The following is a 243-nucleotide window of genomic DNA, read 5'->3' as shown; positions in this document are numbered from 1 at the left end:
AGCCAGGTCACGATCAGCGGGGCGAAGCCGCCGAACACGGTGACGCCAAAGCTGTACATCACCGACATGCCGGTGGCACGATGGTGGCGTGGCAGCGCTTCCATCATCAGGGCCGCACCCGCGCCGCTGCCGACCGACATCAGGGTAACGGCGCCGCCGATCAGGGCCATGGTGAGCGGCAGGCCAGGGCCTGCTGACAGCAGCGTGAAGTTGGGATACACCAGCGCCAGCGAGGCCAGCCCG

The 243-nt window shown here is 68.3% G+C and carries 1 pseudogene; it reads right to left on the bottom strand.

Features of this window, described 5'->3' with window-relative positions:
* Positions 1 to 243 (bottom strand): annotated as a pseudogene (locus tag OR16_RS39280) (MFS transporter); the annotation flags it as partial.

This window comes from Cupriavidus basilensis OR16 (assembly GCF_000243095.1).
Taxonomy (GTDB): Bacteria; Pseudomonadota; Gammaproteobacteria; order Burkholderiales; family Burkholderiaceae; genus Cupriavidus; species Cupriavidus basilensis_D.
Note: the sequence above shows the minus strand (reverse complement) of the source record. Positions and strands in the feature narration are given on the sequence as shown.